Here is a 20,405-nt window from a genome sequence, read left to right as displayed (position 1 = left end):
GCATAAAAACAACGAGTGGGAGAAAAAGCAGTGAATACATCCATATCCGGGACGACCGAGGGTGCCGATTCGGCCCTTAAGTCCGCCATCTCAAAAGTGAAACGCCACGTTCTGCCGCTGTTCGTGATCATGTTCATCGTCAACTACATCGACCGTGTGAACATCGGCTTCGTCCGCGCCCACATGGAACATGACCTGGGCATTGGCGCTGCCGCCTACGGCTTCGGTGCCGGTCTGTTCTTCATCGGTTACGCGCTGTTTGAAGTCCCTTCCAACATCCTCCTGCAAAAAGTCGGTGCACGAATCTGGCTGACTCGCATCATGCTGACCTGGGGCCTGGTGGCTTCTTGCATGGCGTTCATTCAAAACGAAACCCACTTCTACATTCTGCGATTTTTGCTCGGTGTGGCCGAAGCCGGTTTCTTTCCCGGGGTGATTTATTACTTCACCCGCTGGTTGCCTGGCGTCGAACGCGGCAAGGCGATTGCGATCTTTCTCAGTGGCTCGGCGATTGCGTCGCTGATCAGCGGCCCGCTGTCCGGGCTGCTGCTGCAAATCAGTGGTTTGGGCATGCACGGCTGGCAGTGGATGTACTTCATTGAAGGGATGTTCTCGGTCGGGCTGTGCGTGTTCGTCTGGTTCTGGCTGGACTCCAAGCCCCACGATGCCAAATGGCTGACCCGTCCTGAGCAGGACGCACTGGTCAAAGCCATCGATGACGAACAACTGGCCCGCGAAGCCGCGACGCCGATCAAACCGTCGCTGGGCACGCTGCTAAAGGATCGTCAGATCATCCTGTTCTGCGTGATCTATTTCTTCATCCAGCTGACCATCTACGCCGCCACCTTCTGGCTGCCGAGCATCATCAAGAAGATGGGCGACCTGAGCGACATCCAGGTCGGGTTGTTCAACTCTGTTCCGTGGTTGCTGTCGATCGTCGGCATGTACGCCTTCGCCACACTGTCGGCCAAATGGAAACACCAGCAAGCCTGGGTCGCCACTGCCCTGCTGATCGCTGCCGCCGGGATGTTCATGTCCACCACGGGCGGGCCGATCTTCGCCTTCGTCGCCATCTGCTTCGCCGCACTGGGTTTCAAATCCGCCTCATCACTGTTCTGGCCGATTCCCCAGGCGTACCTGGATGCACGGATTGCTGCCGGCGTGATCGCACTGATCAACTCGGTGGGCAACCTCGGTGGCTTCGTTGCGCCAACCACCTTCGGCCTGTTGGAACAACACACCGGCTCGATTCAGGGCGGGCTGTATGGCCTGGCCGCCACCTCGATCATCGCTGCGATCATCGTCTTCGCCGCGCGCAACAAACCAAAACCTGCACCTGTGGTTGCCTTGGGCAAACCAGCACCTAATCACGCCTGAACACTCATGTAAGAGCACGGTTTAAAGGACAAGAAAATGAACCTACAAGAAGCCACGAAAGCCCCGATCATCACCAGCATGCAGGTGGTTCCGGTGGCCGGCCACGATGGCATGCTGCTCAATCTGAGCGGCGCCCACGGCCCGTTTTTCACCCGCAATATCGTGATCCTCAAGGACAACGCCGGCCACACCGGCGTCGGCGAAGTGCCGGGTGGCGAGCGTATTCGCCAGACGTTGGAAGACGCACGCGCACTGGTGGTCGGCAACCCGATTGGCGCTTACCAGAAGATCCTCAATCAAGTACGCCAGACCTTTGCCGATCGCGATGCTGGCGGTCGCGGTCTGCAAACCTTCGACCTGCGCATCACCATTCATGCGGTTACCGGCCTGGAAGCTGCCCTGCTCGACTTGCTCGGTCAGCATCTGGATGTACCCGTCGCCGCCTTGCTCGGCGAAGGCCAGCAGCGTGACGAAGTGAAAATGCTCGGTTACCTGTTTTATGTCGGTGATCGCAAACAAACCGATCTGGCCTACCGCAGCGAACCGGACGCCGACAACGATTGGTTTCGTGTGCGTCACGAAAAAGCCATGAACGCCGACGCCGTGGTGCGCCTGGCCGAAGCCGCCCACGCCCGTTATGGCTTCAAGGATTTCAAACTCAAGGGCGGCGTGTTGAGCGGCGACGAGGAAATCGAAGCGGTCACCGCCCTCGCCGAACGCTTTCCCGATGCACGCATCACCCTTGATCCCAATGGCGCCTGGTCGCTCAACGAAGCGATCCGCCTGTGCCGGGATCAACATCACGTTCTCGCTTACGCTGAAGACCCGTGCGGTGCGGAAAACGGTTATTCCGGCCGCGAAGTCATGGCTGAATTCCGTCGTGCCACGGGCCTGAAAACCGCGACCAACATGATCGCCACCGACTGGCGGGAAATGGGCCATGCGATCCAGTTGCAGTCAGTGGATATTCCCTTGGCCGACCCGCATTTCTGGACCCTGCAAGGCTCGGTTCGAGTCGCGCAGATGTGCCACGAATGGGGCCTGACCTGGGGTTCGCATTCCAACAACCACTTCGATATTTCCCTGGCCATGTTCACCCACGTTGCAGCGGCTGCACCGGGTGAGATCACCGCCATCGACACTCACTGGATCTGGCAAGATGGCCAACGCCTGACCAAAGCACCGTTGCAAATCGTCGACGGCTGTGTGCAAGTGCCGAAAAAACCGGGCCTGGGGGTTGAGCTGGACTTGGATCAAGTGGCCAAGGCCCATGAGCTGTACAAAGGCATGGGGCTGGGCGCGCGGGATGACAGCGTGGCGATGCAGTTTCTGATCCCGGGGTGGAAATTCGATAACAAGCGGCCGTGTCTGGTGCGGTAACCCTCCGAGGACACTACGCATTCCCTTGTAGGAGCTGCCGAAGGCTGTGATCTTTTGATCTTTAGCGATTTCAGCTTCGCCAAACGTCAAGATCAATAGATCGCAGCCTTCGGCAGCTCCTACGATTCATCGTGGGCCACTTGCAGCAACCAGTCCTTGAACCTTCAGCGGCCACGTCCACCCGGTTATTGTTGGTCGACAGGCGCAAATCGATAAACGGATGTCTCGTTCTAATGGCTCATCCGAATTATCGTCGTTTGTCGGTCTTCGCCAAACTGCATAGATTTGGCTCGCCCAACAACGGAGCAACTTGAAAAACCGCTCGGAGTGTAGCGGTTAACACAACAGAAACTCATGGAAAGTGACTCATCATGCGTATAAAAAATCAGAGAAAACTCGCGGCTTACAGCGCTTTCGCACTTCTGTCAGGCGTCAGTCACAGCTTTGCTGACGACCGCATCGAAGCGATCGTCAAGGCCGCCGTTGAGCCGGTGATGCAGCAACAGCAGATCCCCGGTGTCGCGGTCGCGATTACCGTCAACGGCAAACCGCATTACTTTAACTACGGCGTGGCCTCGAAAGAAAACGGCAAAACCGTTACCGAAGACACCTTGTTCGAGATCGGTTCGGTGAGCAAAACCTTCACCGCCACCCTCGCCGCCTACGCGCAGGCTACCGGCAAATTGTCGCTTACAGACAAAGCCAGCCAGGTGCTGCCGACATTACGTGGCAGCGCGTTCGACACTATCAGCGTGCTGCAACTGGGCACCTACACCGCCGGTGGTTTGCCGCTGCAGTTCCCCAGCGATGCAGACCATCAGGACAAAATGTTCGGCTATTTCAAGCAGTGGAAACCGGCCTACGCCGCCGGCACTCATCGCCAGTATTCAAACCCCAGCCTTGGGTTGTTCGGCTATCTGGCAGCTCACCGCATGGGAGCGCCGTTCGAGGAGCTGATGGAAAACACCTTGCTGCCCAGACTCGGCCTGAAGCACAGCTACCTCAAGGTGCCGCAGGATCAGATGGCGTTTTATGCCCAGGGTTACAACAAGGACGACAAGCCTGTGCGGGTCGGCCCGGGCGCATTGGATTCTGAAGCGTATGGCGTGAAAACCAGTGCCTCGGATCTACTGCGCTATGTTGAGGCGAACATGAATCCGGCTTCGCTGGAAAAGCCCTTGCAGCAAGCCATCGCCACCACACACACCGGTTACTACAGCGTCGGCGAGATGACTCAAGGGTTGGGATGGGAACTCTACAACTACCCGGTAACGCTCGATACATTGCTGGCGGGCAACTCGTCGCAGATGGCGCTTGAGGCTCATGCAGTCCAACCGCTGAACCCTCCGCAGCCCCAACACGATCATGCGCTGATCAACAAAACCGGCTCAACCGGCGGCTTTGGCGCCTACGTCGCCTTTGTCCCGGCGAAGGACATTGGCATCGTGATCCTGGCCAACAAAAACTACCCGAACGCCGAGCGAGTCAAAATCGCTTACAAGATATTGAATGCGTTGGTCGAATAATCCATCAAGGCTGGGCAACCGCGCACCTGTGGCGAGGGGGCTTGCCCCCGTTGGGCTGCGCAGCGGCCCCAAACCAGCCACCGTGTTGTATCAGATAGACTTCTGATGCCGGGTTTACGACTGCTATGCAGCCGAACGGGGGCAAGCCCCCTCGCCACAGGATTCTCGTCGCTCAAATGTCTTAACTTACCAGCGGAAATTCAATCATTCGGCTGCTCAGGCGGTTTGGCGGGCTTCGCCGGTTTACCTTTTGTGCCTTTGGCCGGTGCAACGTCAGCCACCGGCGCTGGCACCGGTACTGTCGCTTCCTTTTCGGCGGCTGGCAGCGCGTCGATGGTGCTGAAAATCTCTTTCAACTCGACCGCGTCCTTTTCAAGTTTCTTTTCGCCGTCCTTGCCAACCAGGATGATTTTGCTTTTCGCCCCGGCACCCAACTTGAGCGAGCGAATCAACGCCATCGTTGTTTGCGGATCGAGGTCTTTGCCGTCGCGCTGGCCCATCGTGTTGATCACGGTGTACAGCACCATGTTTCGCTCGGTGAAGTTCTTGCGATTGGCGGGTTCATCCAGCGACTTTTTCAGGCTGACCCAAGTGGGGTCGACCGAACTGGGTGCGATGACAATCAGGGGACGGGCCCTGCCCACGTCTTTAACCAGAGGGGAATCGTCATCGGCGGCGAACAAGGGGCCGACGAAAGCCAGCAAAGAAGCCAGGGTCAAAGACCTGATGAGCATGCGCATCTCCTTTTGATATCCACGCTCTAATGATTGCGCATCGCGGCGAACGTTCCGGGGGAGGCAACGTATTTGTGTTCGCCTTGCCCCAAGCTTAGGTCAGGGCAGTCATTGCGCAACAGCCTGGGCTAATCTCATAACACGACTCACACCTCTGATTCGCCGTGAGGATTTTTCCATGAGCGCTCAGCTGAACCACACCATCGTCTGGTGCCGTGACAAACAGGTGTCGGCCCGCTACCTGACCGACCTCCTCGGCCTGCCCGATGCCGAGCCGTTCGGGCCGATGCTGGTGGTCAAATTCGATAACGGTGTGTCACTGGATTTCTACAACAACGACCCGCCGATTGCCTCCCAACACTATGCGTTCCTGATTGGTGACAACGACTTCGATGCGGCCTTCGCTCGCCTGCAAGCGAGCAAGCAGCCCTGGTGGGCCGATCCAGGCAAACAGAGGCCGAACGAGATCAATGAATACGGCGGCGGCCGACGGGTGTATTTCGATGACCCGGACGGGCATCTGCTGGAGATTTTTACCCAGCAATAGATACCCGTCATTGGCGTGTCATATACCGAACGGAAAGGTGTCTTCCTCATGCTCCATGAATTCAGGCGCGGGTAATGGCGAGACCGCGTGGGTTTTTTCGATCCACACGAAAGCGTCGAACTGCTCTGCCAGCACGGCCTGAAAGTAATGACTCTGGCGCTCGGTCCTGGGTCGATAGATGACACCGATGGCGCGCTCAAGTAACGGTTCAGCCAGTACGTCCAGCAATTCCTCGCTCGGTGACGTCCGCCAGTCGAGCAGCGCTGCGGGGATGCCGGCCTGGAGAAACAGCTGCTCCCAACTGTCGGCCAATGCCGGGTTCACTTTTTTAACCTGCATCGGCTCGTCCCAGTCGTCAGCGGCGGCAACGGTGCCATGGTCGGTGCCCATGCCGATCAGTACCGCTTGTGAACCGTAGGCCGTGCGGCATAACTGGCCGATGTTGAATTGCCCCTCCCACCCCATTTGCGTCGCGGCGGCGTTGCCGATGTGCGAGTTATGCGCCCACACCACCGCTTTGGCGCCTCCCCCGCGGTGCACCATGAGGGTTTGCAAGGTGTCGAACATGTGCAGGTCACGCAGGTTCCACGAAGCGGTGGAGCCGCGGTACATGGCGCGGTAATACTGCTCGGCAGCCCGCACCACGCGGGCGTTCTGGGTGGCGCTGAAAAACGCCTCGTCGTCGGCGACCATTGGGTCAAGCCGTTCGCCCAGCAACACATTCAATTGCTCGACCACGGCGTCCTCGCACGTGGCCATGTTGCCCCGCTCGGCGAAATGACCGTACAGCGCCGGGTCGTCATGCCACGGCGTCAGGCAGCTGTAGCGATGACGCGCCTCTTTCGCCAGTTGCGGGTCGGTCTTATCGAGGTAGTCGAGCACTTCGTCGATGGAGTGACGCATGCTGTAAACATCCAGCCCCCGAAACTCCACCCGCTGCTCAGGCGTCAGCCCGCGATTATGGTGGTGCAGCCAGCGGGTGAACGTCTGCACGGCGGTGTTGCGCCACATCCAGGTGGGGAACCGGGCGAAGGCCTGTTTTTTCCAGGCTGAGCGGCCCAGGTCGCGGACACATCGGTCGATCTGGCCGGCATCGGGCCAGTCAGCTTCAACGGCGACAATGCCAAAGCCATGCTGCTCGATCAGGCGGCGGGTGATCGCCGCCCGGGTCTGGTAGAACTCCTGAGTACCATGACTGGCTTCGCCGATCAGCACCACGCTGGCATCGCCAAAACGGTCGAAGAGTTTGCCGAATTCCGGTGAGTCGAGTGCCGGCAACGGCTCGGCATGACGGCGTAGCACGTCGGCCGCATTGGCGGGTGGCTCGCCGCGAGGACGGCTGAACCGTCGCAGAAGATCGCTTACGGGACTGTTCATGGACGTCATGACCTCATCTGCACGTCGTCATCATTTTGACTACGTCAGCGAGGGCATGATTCCGCTGAATTCAGTGATCGCGGCTCAGAACGCCAGCTTGTAGCCGATCAGCACCAGCATCGTGGCCAGGCACGGACGCAGCAGTTCGTCGGAGATACGCCCGGTCAAATGGCTGCCCAGGTAAATCCCCGGCAGCGAACCGACCAGCAAGTAGCCCAAAATATGCCAATCCATGTTGCCCATGCTCGCATGGCCCAGGCCGGCGACCAGGGTCAGGGGCACCGCGTGAGCGATTTCAGTGCCGACCAGACGGCGGGTGGGGAGCATCGGGTACAGAATGAACAGCGCTACGGTGCCCAGAGCGCCAGCGCCGATGGAAGTCAGGGCCACCATGGCGCCCAGGATCAGACCGGTGATGACGGTCAGTGCGTTCAACCGGGGGCCGCTAGGGTTGTAGTGGCCGCCCGCCCGTTTGTGGGCGAAATCGAGCAAGCGCTTCTTGAAGAAAATGGCCAGCGCCGTGGCGAACAAAACGAAGCCCAGGGCTTGTTTGATAACGGCGTTCATCGCGTCGGGCGAAGTCTGCAAGCTGCTCAAAAACCACAGCGTCAGGGCCACCGCCGGCACACTGCCAAGGGTCAGCCAACCGGTGATCGCCCAGTCGATGTTCTTGTTCTTGCGATGAACCAGCACACCACTGGATTTGGTAATGGCCGCATACAGCAAATCAGTGCCCACCGCTGTCGCCGGATTGACGCCGAACCACAGCAGAATCGGCGTCATCAACGAACCGCCTCCGACGCCGGTCATGCCGACAATAAAGCCGACCACCAGACCTGCAACGACCAACCCGAAATTACCGAATTCCATTAATACGCCCAGAAAATCGCAGGAAAATAACCGGCTCGCAGCATAGCGATTTTTCTTATAACCAGTTATATCGATGCGGTCTATCGTTATGCCAGGAATTGGGTTCAGCACTCGTTTTACTGCACCGGCAAAAAATTCAGAAACAGCAAACTCTGGGCATAGTTGAGGCCGATCCGCCGGTAGCGTTCATCGAGCATCTGGGTCAGCAGGTCCAGCCGTGCGACGATTTTGCCGAACTCCACGGCAAAGCTCAGGTTGCTGCCCTCCTCCGAGATTTCGTTGGAAAACAGCAAGGGCTCGCCTTGCCTGTTTTGTCGCTGACTCAAGATCCAAGTGGCTTTCTCGATGTTGCGCGCGGCATTGCTGACGAAGGTCGGGTTGATCGCATCCGTCATGTAGAACTCCAGCCGATTGCCGTGAGCGGTGACGAGCATGCTGCCGATGGCATAGATAAAGGCACCGACCCGGTCGCCGAGAAATTCCGGGCTCATGGCATAGCTCAGCGCGGCGAGGTCTTTTTTGCCGCCGAGAGTGGGCAGCGGCTCCTGCTGTTCGATGGCCATGCGCACTTGTTTTTCCGCGGTGCCGACATCGAGGAAGCCGGATTTCTTCAGCTCCTGCGGGTTGCGCAGGTAGAGCTTGTTCATCAGCAGGTAGAGGCTTTCGAGGTTGTCGCGCATGGTCAGGGTCGCCATGCGATCGACGCTGGTCTGGAGGACTTCCTGGGGGGTGCCTTTGCGAAACTGGCTAATGATGTCGTTGCCCGGCTGATGGCTGCAGCCACTGGCAAAGAGCATCGACAGGCCAATCAGCAGCCGGCAATAACGGCGAATGCACAGGGTAAAACCGGGTAAAACTCGAGCCATGGGTTCTTGAACTTGGGCATGGGCCGGCGGTGGGGATCGCCGCGGGCTGGCCAAGGATAGAACCGCGAAAGCCAGAAAAGTGCAGTGCCGGTGGTCCGTAAACACAGGTCACCGTGATAGCGGCCTCGTATTAGTCATACTTTATAATTGCAACTCTGCCTAGATAAGCTATAAATCCTTCCTTGATTGCGTTAAATCTCACTTATTAGTATGACTACTTATCAAAAACAACAAAAAAGGAAGGTTCAACCATGCGTCAACCTCGATACCTGCTCTCCAGCCTCGGACTGTCCCTGATGATCGCCACCCTCCCCGCTTACGCCGCCGGCTTGTCCAGCGAACACAAAGCTTTCGGCAAAACCGATGATGGCACGCCCGTCGAGCAATACATCTTGCGCAACAGCCATGGCCTGCAAGCCACGGTCATTACCTACGGCGGGATTCTGCAGTCGCTGAAAGTGCCGGACAAAAACGGCAAGCTTGACGATGTGGTGCTGGGCTTTGACGATGTACAGGGTTACCAAAGCGGGACCGCGTACTTCGGCGCGACCATTGGCCGCTTCGGCAATCGCCTGGCCAATGGCACCTTCGATCTGGACGGCAAGCGTTATCAGGTGCCACTCAACGACGGCAGCAATTCACTGCACGGCGGGGCCCAGGGTTTTGATAAACGGGTGTGGAAAGCCGAACCGAGCAAAGGCAAGAATTCGGTGGGCGTGACCCTGACGTATTTGTCGGCGAGCGGTGAAATGGGTTTCCCGGGCAACCTGAAAACCGAAGTCACCTACAGCCTCACCGAAAACAATGAGCTGCGTATCGAGTACAAGGCCAGCACCGACAAGCCCACGGTGCTGAACCTGACCAACCACAGTTACTTCAACCTGGCCGGCGCCGGCAATGGCGACGTCCTGAAGCAGCTTGCGACCTTGCATGCAACCCGCTACACGCCGGTCACCGGCAAACTGATCCCTACCGGTGAACTGGCCCCGGTCGCCGGCACACCCATGGACTTCACTCAACCGACCGCCATCGGTCAACACATCAAGGCTGATCACCCGCAACTGAAATTCGCCGAACCCAAACAAGGCGGTTTCGATTTCAATTGGGTATTGGACGCCAAGGGTGATCTGGGCAAACTCGCTGCCGATGTCAGCGACCCGCAATCCGGACGCCGGTTGCAGCTCTACACGACTGAACCGGGTGTGCAGTTCTATACCAGCAATTTCCTCGATGGCACGGTCAAGGGCAAGGCTGGCAAGGTTTATCCGCATTGGGGGGCGTTTACTCTGGAGACTCAGCATTATCCGGATTCGCCGAATCAGCCGAACTTCCCGTCCACACGACTGGATCCGGGCCAGAGCTATAACCAGACTACGGTGTACAAGTTTTCTACCCTGTAGATCAAAAGATCAAAGATCGCAGCCTTCGACAGCACCTGCGCAGGCTGCGATCTTTCGATGACCACCACGGAACCACCGGGCCATTTTGCTGCCAACTGAAGTATCGATCGGACGTTAGAAAGGAGGATGCATGCGTACTCTTGAGCTGGCCGGCAGCCAAGTGCCGGTCATCGGCCAAGGAACCTGGCGCATGGGCGAGGAACGCTCCCGACACACAAAGGAAGTTGCAGCGCTGCGTTTGGGCATCGAATTGGGCATGACCCTGATCGACACCGCTGAAATGTACGCAGAAGGAGGCGCTGAAGAGGTGGTGGGTGAAGCCATCGCCGGCCTTCGCGATCAGGTGTTTCTGGTCAGCAAAGTCTATCCCTTCAACGCCAGCCGCAGAGGCATCCCCCAGGCCTGCGAGCGCAGCCTGCGGCGATTGAATACCGATTACATCGATCTCTACCTGTTGCATTGGCGAGGCGACTATCCCCTGGCGGAAACCGTCGAAGCCTTCGAGCACCTGCGCGAAGAGGGCAAGATCGGCCGTTGGGGCGTGTCCAATTTCGACCTGGATGACCTGGAAGAACTGGCCTCGCCCGCCTGCGCCACCAATCAGGTGCTGTATAACCTGGAAGAACGCGGCATCGAGTTCGACCTGCTCCCTTGGAGCCATCATCACGGGATGCCGGTGATGGCCTATTGTCCGATCGGCCAGGGTGGGCACATGCTGGCCAACTCGACGCTCAAGCAGATTGCCGCCCGTCACGAGGCGACACCGGCGCAGGTGGCGCTGGCATGGATTCTGCGTCAGAACGGCGTGATCGCCATCCCCAAAGCGGTCCGCCCCGAGCATGTGCAGCTCAATGCACAAGCGGCGCAGTTGCAGCTTGACATTGGGGATCTGGAGGCGCTGGACCAGGCATTTCATGCGCCACAATGTAAGCAGCGGTTGGCCATGGTCTGAGCCATCGCGGTGCTGTCAGAGGGCATCGGCATGAGAAGTACCGATCAACTCGACTCTTTCAATTTGCCACGCTTCGTTCAGGCGCAGGACCCTGTGTTCGAGTGGGTGCAGGAAGAGTTGCGCGCCGGCCAGAAGCGCCGACACTGGATGTGGTTTATCTTCCCGCAGTTTTCCGGGTTGGGCGACAGCGAGATGTCCCGCTACTTCGCCATTCGCTCCAGTGAAGAAGCCGCCGCCTACCTCAAGCATCCGTTACTGGGACCACGCTTGCGCCTGTGCACGCAGCTGGTTCTGGACATTCCTCACAGCTCGATCACCAAGATTTTCGGCCATCCCGATAACCTCAAATTTCACTCATCGATGACACTGTTCGCCCAGGTTTCGCCAAAAGGTAGTCTGTTCCATCAGGCGCTGGATCAGTATTTTCACGGCATACCGGACGACTGGACGTTATCGCTGCTGGACTCAAAAAAGGCCCAGCTGCCCCCCAATCAGCGTTGAGAAATCGTCATCCACGAACGGCAGGATCGCATCCGCCACCGGTTGCAACTGCCGGGTGACGTAATGGTCGTAGTCGATGGGCGCGCTGCGGATTTCCAGCGGCTCGGGGCCGGCGACGGTGATGACATAACTGATCCAGCCGCCGTTCTGATATTGCCGCGGGCGTCCCTGCTGGTCGTTGTAGTCATCGGCGATCCGCGCTGCGCGCACATGGGGCGGCACGTTGCGCTGATAATCGTCGAGGGTACGACGCAGGCGTTTACGGTAGATCAAGCGCTCGTCGAACTCGCCGGCCAACGTCTTGCGCACATAGTCACGTACGTAATCCTGATAGGGCTTGCGATTGAAGATGCGCAGGTACAACTCCTGCTGGAATTGCCGGGCCAGCGGCGACCAGTCGGTGCGCACGGTTTCCAGGCCCTTGTAGACCATTTCATCAGTGCCGTCGGCGCGGGTGACCAATCCGGCATAGCGCTTCTTGCTGCCCTCCTCGGCACCGCGAATGGTCGGCATCAGAAAGCGCTTGTAATGGGTTTCGAACTGCAGTTCCAGGGCACTTTCCAGCCCGTACTCCTGTTTCACATGCTCGCGCCACCACTGATTGACGTGGTCCACCAGCGCATGACCGATCTGCGCGGCTTCTGTCTGACCGTGGGCGCGGCGCAACCAGACGAAGGTGGAGTCGGTGTCGCCGTAGATCACCGCGTGGCCTTGGGCTTCGATCAACTGGCGGGTGCGCAGCATGATTTCATGCCCGCGCAAGGTGATCGACGAGGCCAGTCGCGTATCGAAGAAGCGGCAACCGCTGGAACCGAGGACGCCGTAGAAGGCGTTCATGATGATCTTCAGGGCTTGGGACAAAGGCGCGTTGTGTTCGCGCTTGGCGGTTTCGCGACCTTCGGCGACCCGGGCGACGATGGCCGGCAGGCAATGGCGGGTTCTTGAAAAACGTGCACCGCGAAAACCCGGCACCGACTCGCTGTCCTCGGGATGCTTGAGCCCTTCGATCAAGCCCACCGGGTCGATCAGAAAAGTGCGGATGATCGACGGATATAGGCTTTTGTAGTCGAGCACCAGCACCGATTCGTACAGCCCGGGCTGCGAGTCCATGACAAAACCGCCGGGGCTGGCCTCTGGAGGTTTGCCGCCCAGGTTCGGCGCGACGAAGCCCTGACGGTGCATCAACGGCATATACAGGTGAGTGAATGCCGCCACCGAGCCACCGCTGCGGTCCGCCGGCAAACCGGTGACGCTGGCACGCTCGAGCAGGAAAGTCAGCAGTTCGGTCCTGGCGAAGATCCGCGTCACCAGTTCGCAGTCCTTGAGGTTGTACTTCGCCAGGGCCGGTTTGTCCTCGGCGAACATGCGATTGATTTCGTCCATGCGCTGGTATGGATTGTCGATCGACTTGCCTTCGCCCAACAGGGTTTGCGCGACGTTTTCCAGGCTGAACGAGGGGAAGCTCCAGGTCGCCGAACGCAGCGATTCGATGCCATCGATGATCAACCGGCCGGCAGCCGAAGCGAAGTAATGGTTGCCGTTGCCGTGTTCGCGCCACTGCATTTCTTCACCGCCACGCCCCAGCTTCAGCGGCACCGCCAGGCGCCGGGCATGTTCGTGCAGTACGCGCAAATCGAACTGCACGACGTTCCAGCCGATGATGGCGTCGGGATCGTGCCGGGCGAACCATTCATTGAGTTTTTTCAGCAGCAGGGTTCGCGAATCGCAGTATTCGAGCTGGAAATCCACCTCACTGTCGTCGCCATTGGGCGGCCCGAGCATGTACACCTGCCGCTCGCCGCAGCCTTCCAGGGCTATGGAATACAACTCGCCCTGAGCGGTGGTTTCGATGTCCAGCGAAACCAGTCTGAGCTTCGGCCGGTAGCCGGGGTCGGGTTTCATTTGCGCGTCGAGCAGCAGGCCTTCGGCACCGGGCGTGCCGCCGAACAGAACGGGCGCGGTGATGAAACGCTCCATCATGTAGCGCTCCGGCGGGCGGATATCGGCTTCGAATACATCGATGCCTGATCTGCGCAGCGCAGTTTCCAGGCGCATTAATTGACCGTGCTGCCGGCAATACAGGCCGAGCACCGGGCGATGTTCGAAGTCCAGAAGCGCCAGGGGCTTGAACTCGACGTTTTTCTCGTCGTGCAGCAGCGCTTCGGCTTGCTCACGTTGGGCTAGCGGAATAAACGCTACCGACGGTTGATGCGGCAGGCGGATACGCCGGGGACCGGCATCAGTCGCCAGCCAGAAGTCGACTTCCGTGCCGGCCGGAGTATCGCGCCAATGCCGGGTCAGGACGAAGCCCTGCTGTAAATCCACCACTGCACCTCAACGAATCGATTCAAGGGGTAATTCTACGCGTGATCGGCGGTGTGGTGAGGAGGCTTGCCCTAACGCCGGTAAAACCGCTCGCTCCTACTGGATTTTCGTCGAGTTTTTACAAAGAAAAATCACTGAATGACGCTTTTTGCGCGGTATCTGCCGCTTTCTGCCTTGCTCTGAGAGCCTGTCTCTACGATTCTTCAAGAACAACGACAACACCCGAGAAACCGCCATGAAAACCGTCGCCCAACTGCTCAAGTTAAAGGCCCAACAGAATCAGGAAGTCCACACCATTGCGCCTCATCAAATGGTGCTGGAAGCGCTGATGGTGATGGCCGCAAAAAACGTCGGCGCGTTACCGGTGCTGAAAGAGGGAAAGGTCGTCGGCATCATCAGCGAGCGGGACTATGCGCGCAAACTGGTACTCAAGGGGCGATCCTCCGTCGGCACGCCGGTCAGTGACATCATGGTGAAGCCGGTCATCACCGTGGACACCCATCAAACCGTCGAAACCTGCATGGGCATCATGTCCGAAAAGCGCCTGCGGCACTTGCCGGTGGTGGAAAACGGCGAGTTGATCGGCTTGCTGTCCATCGGCGACCTGGTCAAGGAAGCCATCGCCGAACAGGCTGAACTGATTCGCCAGCTGGAGCAGTACATTCGCGGCGAGTGATTCCAGCACACCGAAAATCCCCCTGTGGGAGCGGGCTTCTGTGGCGAGGGGGCTTGCCCCCGTTGGGTCGCGAAGCGCCCCCGAAAGCCTTGCGACTGCTTCGCAGCCGAACGGGGGCGAGCCCCCTCGCCACAAAGCTCACTCAACACAAAAGCTTGCTCCCACAATAGTTTGTTGGTGTTCTTACGGCCAATGCCGCGCGAAAACCGGTGCCAAGGCAGGGTGCCGGTCGAAGCGTTCGAGCCAGGCGGAAAACCCCGGTCGCGCAACGCGCAAATGCTCCCGCGTCCCCGCCCAGCGCGTCACCACCGCCGCCAGAATATCCAGCGCACTCGGTGCTCCGTCGCCCAGGTACAACTTGCCGGCGAACTGATCGGCAAACACCTGCCAACTCCAGTGCAGGCGCCGGCGGGCACCGGCCCTAAGGTTTTCCCTGGATGATTCGTCCGCCTCGGCCAGCCAACGCTCGGGGTAGTCGATAATGCCGATGGCGGCATAGCAATTAGTGACGATGTACACCAGGCCCCGAATAACCTGATCACGTTTGAGCGGGTTTTCCGGCAACAGGTTCGACTCCGGGAACGTCAGGCCCAGGTGAATCAGGATGGCCGCGCTCTCGGTCAGAACCCCGCCATCGGGCAATTGCAGGGTCGGAATCTGCTTGAGCGGGTTGAGCTTCTCCAATGCCTGAACCGCCTCCGGAGACGATGAGACATCGATAAAGCGATAAGGCACCTCGCACAGTTCCAGCGCAGCTTCGATGGCAGCCGCACCCGAGTTCTGATGTCCGTAAAGCTGATACATGACGAAATCTCCTCTGCGACTCTCTCTTTGTAGCAGCTGCCGAGCCCGCGAGGCTGCGTTCGGCTGCGCAGCAGTCGTGATAATGGCTAATGCAATCTGCCTCACATCCCACACTCTGCGGTGTTACGACGGCTACGCCGCCCAACGCAGGCTTCGCCAGCGGCTACAAAGACTGCATCACGGCTGAAATGGCTTGACTGACATTAGCCTTCATCAGCCGGTTTTTTTAGTCATTTTTGCTCCAGTTACTTCCCCGCACGCTTCATGCAACGCTGGTAACGCTCATCGACCCGCTTGGCGAACCACGCCGTGGTGAGTTTGCGGGTGATTTTCGGGCTTTGCAGTACGATTCCCGGCAATACCGCACGGGGTAATGGCCGGCCTTCAGCCTGTTCGGCCAGGGCGAACACCCGCCGATACAGCTTGGTGTCCTCGAATTCAAGGCCTTTGCCCTCCTCCAATTGATCCCTGATGGTCAGGTTGCGCATGTCCAACTGCTTGCCGAGGGTGCGCACCGCCAATTCCGTAGCGCCAGGCATGATCGAACCGTAGCGCACCAGATCGCCATCCAGCGCCAGCGGGATGCCGGTTGCACGACTTACTGCGTTCTGAAACGCCGCATTGCGACTGGCGTACCAACCGGCATTGAAATCGGCGAAGCGATACAGCGGCTGCTTGTAGCTCACCGGGTAGCCGAGCAAATGGGCAATACCGAAATACAGGCCACCACGACGGGTGAACACTTCGCGGCGAATCGAGCCGTTTACCGGGTAGGGATAATGACGCGCCTGCTGTTCGGCGAAGTCGATGCTGACCTGCATGGGCCCACCGGTATGCACCGGGTTGAAACCATCGAACAGCGTCCGCCCCATGGGCACCATGCCAATGAAATCATCGAAAATCGCGCTGAGTTCTCTTTCGCTGCGCGCGGCATTCAGCCGGTCGCTGTAACTTTTGCCATTGGGTGAACTGACCTGTAAGGCACCGCTCACCAGCAGACCTGGGATGTGAGCCTTGGCGGCGCGACGGTCAATTTCGTCCCGGGCGATCTTGCCCAGGCCTGGCACCGGCGGATCTGCCTGAAACGTCGATTCCTGCTCAGTGACCGCGAGTACCGAACACAGGTTTTGCGTGGTCGGCGGAATATTTTGCGCGGCAAACGCCGCGTAGATGTCCGTGGCCCAGCCTTGGCGATCGGGGGTCTTGGCCGGTAGCAGACGCATGATCTCGGCCTTGACCTCGGCGGGCTTGCGCGGCGGCGGTTCCATCGTGCGTTGGGTACCGCAACCGGCCAGGACCAACAATGCCGTGATGCTCATGATCAATCGATTGACTTGCATGTTGCTCCATCAAAATCCGTTGAGCCGGGTTAACCATACGATCAATGGCATGGCGCAGGCTATGACTGTGACAGCTGCTGACTGTTCCCCTGCAGCGCTGTAGCGCTGTAGCGCTGTAGCGCTGTAGCGCTGTAGCGCTGTAGCCGTGTAGCCGTGTAGCCGTGTAGCAGCTGCCGAGCTTGCGAGGCTGCGTTCGGCTGCGCAGCAGTCGTAAAACCAGAGATTGCGGTGCGTCAGGCTGACCGCGTTAATCGGACTCACGACTGCTGCGCAGCCGAACGCAGCCTCGCAAGCTCGGCAGCTGCTACAAATCTGGTTGGTTCCGTTGGGCAGGCGGGCGGTGGGTGTATCCGGGCTGAACCATACTTGCTCCACACACCGAGGAGGACAGGCTCATGAACCGTAGCGACGTGCTGATCATCGGCGCCGGCCCGACCGGGCTGGTACTGGCGCTGTGGCTGAGCAAACTGGGGATTGCGGTGCGCATTATCGACAAGACGTCGGAACCCGGCACCACTTCACGTGCGCTGGCGGTACAGGCGCGAACGCTTGAACTGTATCGCCAGCTCGACCTCAGCGACACCGTTGTGCAAAACGGCCATAAAGTGGCCGCGGCTAATTTCTGGGTCAAGGGCGAACCGGTCGCGCGCCTGCCGCTGAGCAGCATCGGCGAAGGTCTGACGCCCTACGCGTTTCTGGAAATGTATCCGCAAGACGAACACGAACGCCTGCTGATCGACCGCCTGGAGGCCGGCTTCGGTATTACAGTTGAGCGCAACACCGAACTGCACAGCTTCGAGCAAACCGGCGATGGCGTCACCGCCCGGCTGCGTTTGCCCGATGGTCAGGAGGAAACTTGCCAGGCCTGTTACCTCGCAGGCTGCGATGGCGCCCGGTCGATTGTGCGCAAAACGCTGGACACCGGTTTTCCAGGCGGCACTTACCAGCAGATTTTTTACGTGGCGGACGTTCAGGCTCGCGGCCCCACGTTCAACGGTGAACTGCATGTGGACCTTGATGAAGCCGACTTCCTCGCCGTATTCCCCTTGGCCGGCGAAGGTCGGGCCCGACTGATCGGCACGGTTCGCGACGAGCGCGCCGACCGTGCCGAAACCCTTCAGTTTGAAGACATCAGCCACCGGGCCATTGAGCATCTGAAGGTGCAGATCGATAAGGTGAACTGGTTCTCGACCTACCGCGTGCATCACCGGGTTGCGGATCATTTTCGCACCGGGCGCGCGTTTCTGCTGGGTGACGCCGCCCATGTCCACAGCCCCGCGGGTGGCCAAGGCATGAACACCGGAATTGGCGATGCAATCAATCTGGCCTGGAAACTCGCGGCGGTGTTAACCGGTGGCGCCTCGGCCAAACTGCTCGACAGTTATGAAACCGAGCGCATTGCCTTTGCCCGGCGATTGGTGGCGACTACCGACCGGGTCTTCAGTTTCGTCACCGCCGAAGGGCGAATTGCCGACGTCTTGCGCACCCGTGTGGCACCTTTTTTGATCCCGAAAATGACCTCGTTGGAAGCCGCTCGGGAGTTCCTGTTTCGCACGGTGTCGCAGACCACTCTCAACTATCGCGGCATGCCGTTGAGCGAGGGCGTTGCGGGCCATGTTCACGGCGGTGATCGCCTGCCCTGGGCCCACGACGGTGAAGGGGACAATTTCGAACCGCTGAAGGACCCGACCTGGCAGGTGCATGTGTATGGCGATACCAGCGACGAGATGATCGCCTGGTGCACCGAGCATCACCTGCCGTTGCAGGTGTTCGACTGGCGACCGGCGTTTGAAGCGGCGGGCCTGGCGCGCAACGGGTTTTACCTGCTGCGGCCGGATACGTATGTGGCGATTGCCGACTACAGCGCCGATCCGAAGGTGATCGAGCGGTATTTCCGGGAGCGAGAAATTCGGCCGTTTTTCGGCTGACCCCGAGACCACTGAAGCTCGCTCCCACAAATTCGGCGCGATGAGTTCATTGCCTGATGATGGGATTCAAAGCGGCTGCCTGGGGATTTCCAGCCCGCGAATCACCGCCGGCCTTGCCAGGAAACGTTCCAGCACGCGGATGATGTTGGGGAAATTCTGGATACCGACCAGCTCGCCGGCTTCATAGAAGCCGATCAGGTTGCGCACCCAAGGAAAAGTCGCGATGTCGGCAATGGTGTAGCGTTCGCCCATGATCCAGTTGCGCCCCTGCAAACGGCCTTCAAGGACTTGAAGCAAGCGCTTGCTTTCCTCGACATAGCGATCACGAGGACGCTTGTCTTCGTAGTCTTTGCCGGCGAATTTGTTGAAAAAACCGAGTTGGCCGAACATTGGCCCGATACCGCCCATCTGAAACATCAGCCACTGAATGGTCTCGTAACGTGCCGCCGATTCCTGCGCCAGCAGTTGCCCGCTCTTGTCGGCGAGGTAAATCAGAATCGCCCCGGATTCGAACAAGGCAAGCGGTTGGTCCCCCGGCCCATGGGGGTCGAGGATCGCCGGGATCTTGTTATTGGGGTTCAACGAGAGAAATTCAGGAGACAGCTGATCGTTGGTGTCGAAGCTCACATGATGGGGCTCGTAGGGTAGCCCGATTTCCTCGAGCATGATCGAAACCTTGACGCCATTGGGCGTTGGCAAGGAATAGAGCTGGAGCCATTCGGGGTATTGGGCCGGCCATTTTCGAGTAATGGGGAATGCAGACAAATCGGTCATAAGGGGCATCCACGCAAAGACGGAGTGAAGGTCATAAGGTGGATAAGGTATGTGCCGTATCCATAAATCCGCAACATCCAGTCGATAACCTTTCCCCAATCCGTTCAAGGTTGCCGTTAAAGTGCCAGGCGCCTTACCCGGATCGAACCAAAGGGCTCCAGAGGACTCTGAGCATTGCCCTGTAGGAAACGGACCGGGTCAATGACATGGAAAACACCCGATGCTGGGAGCTCGCGGTGCCAAGGTTTGTCAGCCTTAACCGAATACGCTGAAGATGACCTATTCGATGATGAATCCATTGAAATTCGCCCAACGCTTCAAACATCGCGCCTATATCTTCCTGCCCTCCCTGCTGGCGGTCAGCGCGTTGTTTTTGTCGCTTGAGTCCAGTGAAAGCCGCGCCCAACCGGCGGACGGCACCCAGACGCTGGTCTTCCTGCGACATGCGGAAAAACCCGCTGGCGGACTGGGTCAGCTTAATTGTCAGGGGCTGAACCGCGCCATCGACCTGGCCACCTTGTTGCCGGAAAAATTCGGCAAGGCCGACTACGTGTTTGCCGCCAACCCGACACGCAATGTCGAGGAAGGCGAACTGGATAATTCCTACAGTTATATCCGCCCCCTGATGACCATCAGCCCCAGCGCGATCAAGCTAGGCTTGCCGGTGAACATCAACTTCTCGGCCAATGACACCAGCGACCTGGCGGATGAACTGCTGGACGACAAGTATCACAACTCGGTCATTTATACGGCCTGGTCCCACGGCTACCTGCCCGAGCTGATCAACAAGGTCGCCGGGGAAGCCGTCGGCAAGAAACAGAACATCACCGAGGACTGGGCATCCAGCGACTACGACTCGCTGTACGTGCTCACGCTGACCTGGCACAACGGCAAGGCCAGCCTGCAGAGCAACAGCTACAAGCAAGGCCTGGATAACGGTCAGAAGACTTGTCCGACGTAAGCGGTCGGGCGCTTGTCAGGGCCTCATCGCGAGCAGGCTCGCTCCCAATTTGATCTTCAGTGACCAC

General features: G+C 58.9%; 18 protein-coding genes and 1 pseudogene. 10 read left to right on the top strand and 9 right to left on the bottom strand.

The window, feature by feature from the left end:
• The first annotated feature begins 30 nt into the window (after positions 1-30).
• Together BZL43_RS14930 and gudD are read left to right on the top strand one after the other, a co-directional pair.
• Positions 31-1,377 carry an MFS transporter gene (locus BZL43_RS14930; protein ID WP_095633018.1) on the top strand — a complete coding sequence of 449 codons (1,347 nt, stop codon included), beginning with the start codon at positions 31-33 and terminating at the stop codon, positions 1,375-1,377.
• A gap of 36 nt (positions 1,378-1,413) precedes the next feature.
• Positions 1,414-2,757 (top strand): glucarate dehydratase, encoded by a 1,344-nt coding sequence (gene gudD / locus BZL43_RS14925; protein ID WP_095633017.1) that lies wholly within the window; start codon positions 1,414-1,416, stop codon positions 2,755-2,757.
• 160 nt (positions 2,758-2,917) lie between these two features.
• Here gudD and BZL43_RS28575 read toward each other — a convergent pair.
• A pseudogene (locus BZL43_RS28575) lies at positions 2,918-2,989 on the bottom strand (hypothetical protein); the annotation flags it as partial.
• Between the two features lie 139 nt (positions 2,990-3,128).
• On the opposite strand from BZL43_RS28575, the gene ampC reads away from it, so the two are divergent.
• Positions 3,129-4,283, top strand: coding sequence for a class C beta-lactamase (ampC, locus tag BZL43_RS14920; protein ID WP_095633016.1), 1,155 nt, complete (start codon positions 3,129-3,131; stop codon positions 4,281-4,283).
• Positions 4,284-4,483: 200 nt separating this feature from the next.
• Here the strand turns inward: ampC and BZL43_RS14910 are convergent, their stop codons facing one another.
• The gene (locus BZL43_RS14910) at positions 4,484-5,017 is read right to left on the bottom strand and encodes a DUF4174 domain-containing protein (protein ID WP_095633015.1); all 534 of its coding nucleotides are present in this window, start codon (positions 5,015-5,017) and stop codon (positions 4,484-4,486) included.
• Positions 5,018-5,195: 178 nt separating this feature from the next.
• Here BZL43_RS14910 and BZL43_RS14905 point away from each other — a divergent pair, with 178 nt between their 5' ends.
• On the top strand, positions 5,196-5,564 hold the full coding sequence (locus BZL43_RS14905; RefSeq protein WP_095633014.1) for a VOC family protein: 369 nt from the start codon (positions 5,196-5,198) through the stop codon (positions 5,562-5,564).
• 18 nt (positions 5,565-5,582) lie between these two features.
• Here the strand turns inward: BZL43_RS14905 and BZL43_RS14900 are convergent, their stop codons facing one another.
• The 3 genes from BZL43_RS14900 to BZL43_RS14890 all read right to left on the bottom strand — a co-directional run bounded on the left by BZL43_RS14900 (position 5,583) and on the right by BZL43_RS14890 (position 8,677).
• Positions 5,583-6,941: an erythromycin esterase family protein gene (locus tag BZL43_RS14900; protein WP_095633013.1), complete on the bottom strand. Its 1,359-nt coding sequence runs from the start codon at positions 6,939-6,941 to the stop codon at positions 5,583-5,585.
• Positions 6,942-7,025: 84 nt separating this feature from the next.
• Entirely contained in the window at positions 7,026-7,811 is a 786-nt protein-coding gene (locus BZL43_RS14895; RefSeq protein WP_007901717.1) for a sulfite exporter TauE/SafE family protein, read from the bottom strand.
• A gap of 116 nt (positions 7,812-7,927) precedes the next feature.
• On the bottom strand, positions 7,928-8,677 hold the full coding sequence (locus tag BZL43_RS14890) for a hypothetical protein (protein ID WP_095633012.1): 750 nt from the start codon (positions 8,675-8,677) through the stop codon (positions 7,928-7,930).
• Positions 8,678-8,928: 251 nt separating this feature from the next.
• Here BZL43_RS14890 and BZL43_RS14885 point away from each other — a divergent pair, with 251 nt between their 5' ends.
• The 3 genes from BZL43_RS14885 to BZL43_RS14875 all read left to right on the top strand — a co-directional run bounded on the left by BZL43_RS14885 (position 8,929) and on the right by BZL43_RS14875 (position 11,530).
• Positions 8,929-10,077, top strand: coding sequence for an aldose epimerase family protein (locus BZL43_RS14885; RefSeq protein WP_095633011.1), 1,149 nt, complete (start codon positions 8,929-8,931; stop codon positions 10,075-10,077).
• Positions 10,078-10,207: 130 nt separating this feature from the next.
• Complete coding sequence (locus tag BZL43_RS14880; protein WP_095633010.1) at positions 10,208-11,029, top strand: aldo/keto reductase; 822 nt, start codon at positions 10,208-10,210, stop codon at positions 11,027-11,029.
• A 30-nt stretch (positions 11,030-11,059) separates the two neighbouring features.
• Entirely contained in the window at positions 11,060-11,530 is a 471-nt protein-coding gene (locus BZL43_RS14875; protein ID WP_095633009.1) for a DUF1810 domain-containing protein, read from the top strand.
• Here the strand turns inward: BZL43_RS14875 and BZL43_RS14870 are convergent.
• A complete protein-coding gene (locus BZL43_RS14870) occupies positions 11,495-13,855 on the bottom strand; it encodes a DNA polymerase II (protein ID WP_168185096.1) in 2,361 nt (786 codons plus the stop codon). The genes BZL43_RS14875 and BZL43_RS14870 overlap by 36 nt on opposite strands.
• Positions 13,856-14,090: 235 nt before the next feature.
• Here BZL43_RS14870 and BZL43_RS14865 point away from each other — a divergent pair, with 235 nt between their 5' ends.
• Positions 14,091-14,531 carry a CBS domain-containing protein gene (locus tag BZL43_RS14865; RefSeq protein WP_095633007.1) on the top strand — a complete coding sequence of 147 codons (441 nt, stop codon included), beginning with the start codon at positions 14,091-14,093 and terminating at the stop codon, positions 14,529-14,531.
• Between the two features lie 183 nt (positions 14,532-14,714).
• Here BZL43_RS14865 and BZL43_RS14860 read toward each other — a convergent pair whose 3' ends face one another.
• Together BZL43_RS14860 and BZL43_RS14855 are read right to left on the bottom strand one after the other, a co-directional pair.
• Positions 14,715-15,335, bottom strand: coding sequence for a glutathione S-transferase N-terminal domain-containing protein (locus BZL43_RS14860; RefSeq protein WP_095633006.1), 621 nt, complete (start codon positions 15,333-15,335; stop codon positions 14,715-14,717).
• 245 nt (positions 15,336-15,580) lie between these two features.
• Positions 15,581-16,675 (bottom strand): DUF1615 domain-containing protein, encoded by a 1,095-nt coding sequence (locus tag BZL43_RS14855; RefSeq protein ID WP_095633005.1) that lies wholly within the window; start codon positions 16,673-16,675, stop codon positions 15,581-15,583.
• Between the two features lie 395 nt (positions 16,676-17,070).
• Between BZL43_RS14855 and BZL43_RS14845 the strand changes: the two genes are divergently transcribed.
• Complete coding sequence (locus BZL43_RS14845; protein ID WP_095633003.1) at positions 17,071-18,603, top strand: FAD-dependent oxidoreductase; 1,533 nt, start codon at positions 17,071-17,073, stop codon at positions 18,601-18,603.
• Positions 18,604-18,669: 66 nt separating this feature from the next.
• Here BZL43_RS14845 and BZL43_RS14840 read toward each other — a convergent pair whose 3' ends face one another.
• The gene (locus tag BZL43_RS14840) at positions 18,670-19,377 is read right to left on the bottom strand and encodes a glutathione binding-like protein (protein ID WP_095633002.1); all 708 of its coding nucleotides are present in this window, start codon (positions 19,375-19,377) and stop codon (positions 18,670-18,672) included.
• A gap of 286 nt (positions 19,378-19,663) precedes the next feature.
• Here BZL43_RS14840 and BZL43_RS14835 point away from each other — a divergent pair, with 286 nt between their 5' ends.
• Complete coding sequence (locus tag BZL43_RS14835) at positions 19,664-20,338, top strand: histidine phosphatase family protein (protein WP_095633093.1); 675 nt, start codon at positions 19,664-19,666, stop codon at positions 20,336-20,338.
• Positions 20,339-20,405 lie beyond the last annotated feature (67 nt).

This window comes from Pseudomonas sp. PICF141 (genome assembly GCF_002286815.1).
Classification (GTDB): domain Bacteria; phylum Pseudomonadota; class Gammaproteobacteria; order Pseudomonadales; family Pseudomonadaceae; genus Aquipseudomonas.
The sequence above is the reverse complement of the archived record's forward strand: the minus strand, read 5'-3'. Positions and strand labels throughout refer to the sequence as shown.